This is a genomic window from Bacillus sp. TL12 (assembly GCF_022625245.1).
GTDB lineage: Bacteria > Bacillota > Bacilli > Bacillales > Bacillaceae_G > Bacillus_A.
Genome location: NZ_JAJJBY010000041.1, coordinates 23,679 through 33,081, shown reverse-complemented (window position 1 = coordinate 33,081; position 9,403 = coordinate 23,679). Strand labels below are relative to the sequence as shown.

The following is a 9,403-nucleotide window of genomic DNA, read 5'->3' as shown; positions in this document are numbered from 1 at the left end:
AGCGTATTCTGTCGGAATGATGATTGGTCCAATATTCGGTGGCTTTTTCGCAGATATGTTTAATGTATCAATCGCTCTTTATATTTTAAGTGCCCTTTTGGTGTGTTACAGCATTTCATTAAGATTAATGAGGAGCAAACCTCAAAAGGCAGAACATAACAATTCTTTATAAAATAACAAGCCAAGCAACTTAGTTTAAACACTTTTAATTGAAAATGGCAGTTTTAATTAAAAATATATGATAGTAAGCATAAACGAGGGATAACAATGGACATATTTAAAAAGTGTTATGATTACGATTTTATCAAGGGATTACGTGCAAATGATATGTACCCCTATTTTCAAAATATACAAGATAAATTCGGAACAGAAGTAGTTGTGAATTCTAAAAGGTTATTGATGGCAGGTTCTAATGATTATTTAGGATTATCTACCGAACCACGTTTAATAGAAGCTGCTGTGGCAGCGGCTACGAGGTATGGTACCTCTTCATCTGGTTCAAGACTTCTAAATGGAACATTATCTATTCACAAAGAATTAGAATCACGTTTAGCCAATTTTTTAAAAAGAGATAGAGCGTTAGTGTTTTCAACAGGATTTCAGACGAATTTAGGTGCGATTGCCCCTCTATTAGGACGTAACGATATCGCAATTATTGATCGTACAGTACACGCTTCAATTATGGATGGTATACGTTTAGGTTTTGGAAAAATGAAACGTTTCCATCATAACGATATGGAAGACCTTGAAAAACAACTTAAAAGTTGCCCAGATAATGTCGGGAAACTAATTATTGTAGATGGCGTGTTCAGTATGGAGGGGGATTTAGCAAAGCTTAAGGAAATTGTTCAATTGAAAAAGAAATACGGCGCTCGCTTATTAGTTGATGACGCTCATGGAATCGGAATACTTGGGGAAAATGGCCGTGGTACATGTGAGCATTTGGGTGTGGAATCCGATATCGATCTTATCACAGGTACATTCAGTAAATCTTTTGGTAGTTTAGGAGGATTTGTTGTCGGCGATGAGGATATTATAGATTTTATTCAGCATAACGGAAGAAGTATGATTTTTAGTGCTAGTATGACTCCTTCAAGTGTTGCTGCAACAATAAAAGCAGTAGATATTATAGAAAATGAACCAGAAAGACGTGAAAGATTGTTCCAAATCACTAAAAAAGTATGTGGGGAATTGACAAGGTTAGGCTTCAATATAGGGGAAACAGAAACGCCAATCATCCCGATTATTATAGGTGATACAGTAAAAACATTTTCATATTGGCAGGGTTTAATGGATAATGGTTTATTTACTAATCCTGTAATTACTCCAGCGGTTCCAGAAGGAAGTGAACTGCTTCGCACATCATTTATGGCTACACACACAGATGAGCAAATTGACGAAATCCTAAACATTTTCGAGAGGGTTGGTCGTGAATTTAACATAATTGATAATGAATCAGGTGTGTTATCTAGGAACTAAAGCAACAATTATTGTACATTCCTTATCGTACTAACAATTCGGGGAAGTTTTATCATATAACCGATTCATCCTCCTCCTCTAAACGATGTGAAGGTGGGGGATGAATCGTTTTTTTTCTTTTTTTGGTGGAAAAAGCCCATGCCCATCAACTTAAGAGTGAAAAAAACTGAGCTTTTTCAATGCAGATTCAAAACGAGTATGTATTGTTGTTATTTTTCCTTTTAATGTTATAGCATGTTGATCTTTAGGTTTTTGAGAAAGAAGACAGGTTATAAAAGAATTAGCTTGTGATATATAAATTTAAATGTCTCCTATGTAATCAAGTAAATCTGCAACTTTTTCTGATTCATTTATGTTTTGCGGGGTATTAAAAAAATTTAGTTTGTCTTCAAATTTATTGACCTTAACATCTAAAGCTTTTATATGTTCATTGGTTCTGTTGCGAAGTTTTGTTAAGGTTAAGTGGTGCCAACAAAAAGTTGTACATTTTATGCGGTTGTTAGTAGCTCCTGTAATTCATTGTACGTCGAAAAACCGAAGTCTGAGCCAAGACTTCGGTTTCGTTTATATAAAGCATGAATGGTTTCGATGCCTTTCAAGGTACGGGAAGCGTGGCGAAGATTTTGAAATCCTGCGGATTTGGAAAAACGTCGCTTCACATGCCTATGGTCCTGTTCAATGAGATTGTTCAAATGCTTGATTGTACAATGAATTGTATTTATATAAAAGCCTTGTTCTCTTAATTTGTTAAATGCGCAAAGTAATGCTGGTGCTTTGTCTGTAGTGAGAACCGCTGGTTCTCCAAACGTTTTGACCAATCTTTTCATAAAGGCATAGGCAGCCTGATGATCCCGTTTTTTACGAAGTTGAATATCCAATGTGTGCCCGTCTTTATCAATTGCACGATATAAATAACACCATTTTCCTTTGACTTTTATATAGGTTTCATCTAGTTTCCAAGATAATGGAACGTTTTTATTTTTCTTCTTCCAAATTTGATAGATAAGGTTTCCATATTCATGAACCCAGCGCATGATGGTTGTTGGGTGAACCGAAACACCACGCTCTTTCAAGATTTCAGATACATCACGATAGCTTAAAGAAAAACGGCAGTAGTAGCCGACAGCTACTAAAATAATATCTTTCTTGAATTGTTTTCCTTTAAAAAATCTCATGTCTGATTCTCCTAAATCCTGTTTTCTAGAGTGTAGCTTCATGTAGAAAATTTTGCAACAGAACCATTTTTTTGTAAAATTTTGTATCTTTTTGATTAGATTCTGTAGTATTGATTATAAATTAAAGATGTGCTGCTATTATAACGTCTTAACTTCTATCCGAAAGTAGTCTTCCACTTTTAAACGTGAAGGTGCGCCAGTGAAAGTGGAAGATGAATTTCGGTTAGGCATATCCTAAAGTTGTCTCTTTTTCATGCTATTATATTTTTCAAATCCGCAGGATTTCAAAATCTTCGCCACGCTTCCCTATAAACACGAAAATTTTTAGGGAAACTTGGCGAAGAACTAATGAATCTTTATACTTATAAGAATAAACCGAAACAAATAGACTATAAACTGATTTTAGTTATATAAAAATTACATAATTAAAAACAATAGTATTGAAGTAATTTAATACCTAATAAAATCGTTAAAATTCATCTTCCAAAATTAGATTGCCAGCATCATTATCTTTCGTTAATCGTTGTTTCAAATAATTCTCTTTCGTAGTCCGATCATTTTTATGACCAACTGCAGCTGCGATTACATGAGGTGCTAGTCCCTTATAATCATATAAGTACTGTACATAAAAATGTCTAAAGAAGTGAGGGGTAATTCGTATATTCTCTGTAAAGGGTAACTTGGTATCCTTAATGATTTTAGAAATATATTGTGACAAGTAATTCTCTCTATAAGCAGTATGGTTCTTTGTTTGAAATATAGTCCCATCATCTTTATTTCCAATGAAAGAAAAATTGTAATTAGTTAGATTTTTTAAAAAATATTAAATTCTACGTGAAATATTTAGAATGATAAATTAGGTTTAATAAAGGGGTACCTTATACGCAAAAGCGTCTAAATTAGTAACCTAAGGAGCTTGTGTTTATGAAAACTACTGACTCAAAAAGCCTATGGGGAAATACAATTTATTTACAAGTTTTCTCTGCCTATTCACTGCTTATGCTTGGTGTGTTTATTGATATGTTAGCCATTATGACTATTGTTGGATTTGAATGGGAAGTAGACCCTACCATGATTGGATTGATTCCTGTTGCATATGCACTTCCCGGAATTATCTTTGGTTCATGGGCAGGTGTTATTGCTGATCGTTTTAGAAAAATTCCAATTATGATGTTTTGTAATCTTATGGTTGGTCTAATAACAATTGCTCTTTTATTTGTACAAAATATCCACTGGCTTTTAGTGGCATTAATGATTCGTTCTATTTTTATTGTTTTCTATTATCCTGCACAGCAAACACTAACAAGACAGATTGTGTCCCCTGATTTGCTTACTAAAGCAGTAAGCATCAACGGCATAGTTGAGCAGGGAACCAAGATAGTAGGTCCACTTATAGGAGGCATGTTACTGAGCTGGTTTCAGCCAGAGTTCTGCCTCATTATAAGAGCGATAAGTTGTTTACTAGCTACTTTAGTTCTGATACCCACCATAAAATTCAAAGAATCTCTATCAAAAGAACTTGTTGAAAAGCAAAAGCAAAGCACTTGGACCGCTTGGTTACAAGGGTGGGGTTATGTATTATCTAATCGGATAATATTATCAACTATGATTTTCGTTACAATAGCTATGGCAGTATTACAATTAGTAGACTCGCAGTTCCCTACTTTATTTAAGAGCTTATTTCCACATGATAAAAGTAAAATGGGATATATCATTTCTATTATTGGTCTTGGGGGAATACTTGGTGCATTACTAACTCAAAAATTAAAACAATTTCAATATGGTTGGGTAGTATGTGGGGGTATGGTTTTAATGGGAATTGGTTTTGGAGGGATTGGCCTGATAACGCCCGGTACGGTCTTCGTTTTGGCCTATTTGATTAGTTTTATCGCTGGGATTGGAAGTGGATTGATGCTTGTATCTAATCAAGTTATTTTACAAATAGAATCCGATCAAGATCAAGTAGGAAGAGTATTTGGTATACAAAGCAGTTTAACAAACGCAGTTCTAATTATTTCTCCTGCTATGAGTGGCCCATTAGTGCATTTGTTTGGAGTAACTCAACTCTATGTTTATGGCGGGATTGGGCTTATCATCATTGGAGTAATTGGAGTTTCACTGCAGAAATATTTTTGGGCTAAACATAAACACGAACCTATAAGAGTAAATAATTTTTGAAGGGAAGATTTTTTATGACCAATGAGGAATGTTATCCATTAAGTCACCCGCAGCGAAGAATATGGTATACAGAAGTTATTCATTTTGATAAAGGAATATGTAATTTAAGATTCTTATTTAAACTTCATCGAAAAATGAATTATTCAAAATTAAACCAAGTTGTGAATCGTGTTATCAGTGAAAATGACGGTCTGTGCATCAGATTAAAAGAAAATGGGCATCAGGAACCTAAACAATATTTTATTAAACATGAAGAACAAGAATTTGAGTTTTTCGATTTCAGTTCTGTGGAGGATTCAGATTTGCTTGAGGAATGGATTGAGCAGAAAACAAAAGAAACGTTTACATTATTTAATTCAAATTTATATTATTTCGCTTTAATAAAATTAAACGATAATGAATGTGCAGTCTTTGGGAATGTTCATCATATTATCATGGATGGTTTATCAATCCAAATATTTACCAGTCAGATTGCAAAATATTATTATGAAATGCATAACGAGACTGAGGAAGGCGAAATTAAAAATTCATATGTTCAATTTCTGGCCAATGAACAAACATACTTGAATAGTAGTCGCTTTCAAAAAGATCAAAAATTCTGGTTAGAGGAATTTAAAACACTTCCATCTGTGACCGGATTGAAGCCCTATAATACGTACAAAGTTAGTACCAAAGCATCACGCGAGACGTTTATATTATCGGAGCATTTGAAGAGAAAGTTAGATAAATTTTCAGAAGATTATAAATTTAGTTTATATACCCTTTTTGTTGCTGCTTTCTCGTTGTCCATGTATCGGTGGACCTCATCGCTTGATATTGCATTAGGAATGGCTTACGGCAACCGCATGACTAAAATGGAACGAGAATTGATTGGAATGATGGTGAGTACAGTTCCTTTAAGAATGGATATTGATCCAGAAGAAGAAGTGCTTTCATTTATTGGTAGGGTGTCCAGAAAACAAAGTAAATCATTAAGACATCAGAAATATCCATTTGATTTGTTATTAAAGCAGATTAATCAAGAGAATAACAGAAATGTGAGACTTTTCGGAACTACGATTGATTATAGAAATCGTGATGAAAGTGGTGACTCACTATGGATTCCAAACCGTGAAGAGGTACAAGATTTTGCAGTGCATATTGAAAATTTAATTGATATAGACTCTTTACATGTACATATTGATTATCGTGAGGAGCTATTTTCTAAAGAAGAGATAAAACGTTTTTTTAACGTTATGTTAGCGATAATAGAAAACACTTTTGAAAACCCAAAGCAGAAGGTAGCTGGAATCGAAATCATTTCTGATGAAGATAAAAGAAAAAGTTTAGTAGAGTTTAATAATCCTAAGCTTGATTTTCCACCTCAAGTAACTATTCATGAATTGTTCGAACAGCAAGCGATGATTTGTCCAAATGCTATTGCAGTTACGTATGAAAGAGGAAAAGTTACTTATAGGGAGCTAAATGAACGTGCAAATCAGTTAGCTCATTATCTGCAGAAAAAAGGAGTAGGACCTGATACTTTAGTTGGACTGTGCGTTGAACGTTCTTTAGAAATGATTGTAGGTATTTTAGGGATTTTGAAGGCTGGTGGAGCTTATGTCCCACTTGATCCAACATATCCAGAGCAGCGACTTCAATATATTTTAGAGGATGCTAGCATTCAATTATTCGTAACGCAAGAAGGTTTAAAACAATTGAAATGGTTACCAGAAAATATTACATCGATTTGCCTGGATCGTGAAAGAGATAAGATTGAACAAGAAAGTAAGACCTTGCCGGTTTCCGATGTAAGTTCCCAAAACTTAGCTTACGTAATCTATACTTCGGGATCAACAGGGAATCCAAAGGGCGTTATGATAGAGCATCACAATGTCATTCGTTTATTTAAATCGACGGATTGTTGGTATCAGTTTAATGAAAAAGATACTTGGACTCTTTTTCATTCTTATGCATTTGATTTCTCAGTATGGGAAATTTGGGGAGCATTATTATATGGTGGGAAATTGGTTGTTGTTCCATACTGGATTAGTCGGTCGCCTAAGGATTTTTATCAATTATTGATAGAGGAAGAAGTCACAGTTCTAAATCAGACACCTTCCGCGTTTCGACAATTAATACAAGTGTGTGAACAAGAAGATAAGAATAAAAACTTGCAGCTGCGTTATGTGATATTTGGCGGAGAAGCGTTAGAACCTATTAGTTTGTTACCATGGTTTCAAATGTATGGGGACAAAGAACCACAGTTAATTAATATGTATGGAATTACAGAAACTACAGTTCATGTTACATATTATCCAATTACTCAAGATGATGTGCAGCATGCTTCAAGAAGTAATATTGGAAAGCGGATTCCAGATTTAGAAGTGTATATACTAGACGCTTATCAACAACCGGTACCTATAGGTGTAGATGGTGAGCTTTATATTGGTGGGGCAGGGCTTGCACGTGGGTATTTAAATAGACCTGAATTAACTGCAGAGCGCTTTATACCTCATCCATTTAGTAGTGATCCGAAAGCAAGATTATATCGGGCAGGAGACTTAGCGAGGTATTTACCAGATGGGAATCTGGACTATCGTGGAAGAATTGATCATCAGGTTAAAATACGTGGTTTCCGAATTGAGATTGGGGAGATTGAGTCTACTTTAAATGCATATGCATCTATAAAAGAGGCTGTTGTAATTGTTAGAGAAGATCAACCGGGTGATAAACGATTAGTAGCATATGTTGTAGGAGATGGAAATGTAGGTGCGTGGAGAGAGTATCTTAAAGCGAAACTACCGAGCTATATGGTCCCTTCAGGATTTGTGACGATGGAAGCCATTCCACTAACTGCTAACGGTAAAGTTGATCGTGGGGCCTTACCTATGCCGGAGGAAAAGGAGATTAACAGTGAATCTGTAGCTCCTCGGAATAATAACGAGAAGATACTGGCTACCATCTGGAAGCAAGTATTAGGTGTTAAAAGGGTGGGAATCTATGATAATTTCTTTGAAATTGGTGGCGACTCGATTCTCAGTATTCAAATCATATCTCAAGCAAGTCAAGTGGGATTAAAACTTACTCCAAAGCAAATGTTTGAATGCCCAACCATTGCCGAGTTGGCACAAGTGGCTATAGAAACGCAGGGAGTACAAGCGGAGCAGGGAATTGTGACAGGAGATGTGCCTCTTACTCCAATTCAGTACTGGTTCTTCGAGCAAGAACATCCACGTCCGGAGCATTGGAATCAATCGATGCTTTTAAGAGTAAAAGAGAGATTGGACGTGAAGTTACTAGAGGGAGCAATATTAAATTTACTCAAACATCATGATGCTTTACGTTTCCGGTACGAACAGTTACCAAATGGAACGTGGATGCAGAGAAATGAAGGGACTGATGAGCGGTCTGTACTTCATGTGGTAAAACGGGACACAGCTAATGAACAAGCGTGGAATAAAGTAATACAAGAAGAGATGAACATTACTCAAGCTAGTTTCAATTTAGTTACAGGTCCGTTAATGAGAGTAGTTTACTTCGAGGATACCTTGACTGGAAATGATCGACTATTCTGGGTGATTCATCATTTAGTAGTAGATGGAGTATCTTGGAGAATTCTATTGGAAGATTTACAGGCGGTATATAACCAGAGGAAACAAGGTCAAGGAGTTCGCTTACCTGCGAAAAGTACATCTTTTAAAGAGTGGGCGGAACGACTGCAGGCATACAGTGATTCGGGTATTTCAAAAGAAGTACAAGATTATTGGAATGAATGGGTAGAAAAAGAAACGATGAAAATTCCAATGGACTACCCAATACAGGACACAACAGAAGAATCGATCGATCAAGTGACGAGGACTTTAGGAGTAGAAGAAACACATGCATTGTTACAAGAAGTTCCAGTGACTCATAAGACAAGGATTAATGAGGTACTATTGGCGGCATTAGGACAAGCTATCGTCGATGTTACGAATCAGCAAGCGGTTTCTATTCATCTAGAAGGACACGGGAGAGAAGAGATGATTAAAGATATTGATCTATCACGGACAGTGGGCTGGTTCACGAGTATTTATCCTGTTCATCTGAATTTTAAAGGAATTAAAACACCTATTGAAGGACTAAAGGCTGTAAAAGATCAATTGCGTCAAATTCCGAATCGCGGAGTTGATTATGGTATTTTACGTTACTTGAAAAAAGAATTACTTCCGTTTTATCAGCAAAAGCCTTCAATAAGCTTTAATTATTTGGGCCAATTTGATCAAGTGTTTTCAAAGGAATCTTTGTTTATGCAAGAGACAGGGTTTACATTTTTAGATCATGCTCCAGGTTCCAAACCATCGCATCTAATTGATGTTATCGGTATGGTAAAAGATGAGAAGTTACATTTTGTTTGGATGTATAGTAGAGAACAGTTTTCTAGGTTGAAAATTCAAGCGATAGCAGATGGTATGTTGAGGCATCTTCGTCAACTTATAAATAAACCAACAACAGAGTCTGCTTTTACAGTATCAGATTTTGCTGATGCGGAGGATCTTACGGAAGAAAGCTTGAGCAAAGTATTACTTAAATTAACAAAGAAGAGGGTGTAA

General features: G+C 35.6%; 4 protein-coding genes and 1 pseudogene. 3 read left to right on the top strand and 2 right to left on the bottom strand.

The window, feature by feature from the left end; all coding sequences use genetic code 11:
• Positions 1–267 precede the first annotated feature (267 nt).
• Entirely contained in the window at positions 268–1,479 is a 1,212-nt protein-coding gene (locus LOK41_RS24210; protein WP_241818643.1) for an aminotransferase class I/II-fold pyridoxal phosphate-dependent enzyme, read from the top strand.
• A 488-nt stretch (positions 1,480–1,967) separates the two neighbouring features.
• Here LOK41_RS24210 and LOK41_RS24205 read toward each other — a convergent pair whose 3' ends face one another.
• Both LOK41_RS24205 and LOK41_RS24200 read right to left on the bottom strand, forming a co-directional pair.
• Positions 1,968–2,654 carry an IS6 family transposase gene (locus tag LOK41_RS24205; protein WP_241818642.1) on the bottom strand — a complete coding sequence of 229 codons (687 nt, stop codon included), beginning with the start codon at positions 2,652–2,654 and terminating at the stop codon, positions 1,968–1,970.
• Between the two features lie 469 nt (positions 2,655–3,123).
• A pseudogene (locus LOK41_RS24200) lies at positions 3,124–3,438 on the bottom strand (site-specific integrase); the annotation flags it as partial.
• Between the two features lie 140 nt (positions 3,439–3,578).
• Here LOK41_RS24200 and LOK41_RS24195 point away from each other — a divergent pair.
• A complete protein-coding gene (locus LOK41_RS24195; RefSeq protein ID WP_241818641.1) occupies positions 3,579–4,832 on the top strand; it encodes an MFS transporter in 1,254 nt (417 codons plus the stop codon).
• Positions 4,833–4,846: 14 nt separating this feature from the next.
• On the top strand, positions 4,847–9,403 hold the full coding sequence (locus LOK41_RS24190) for a non-ribosomal peptide synthetase (RefSeq protein WP_241818640.1): 4,557 nt from the start codon (positions 4,847–4,849) through the stop codon (positions 9,401–9,403).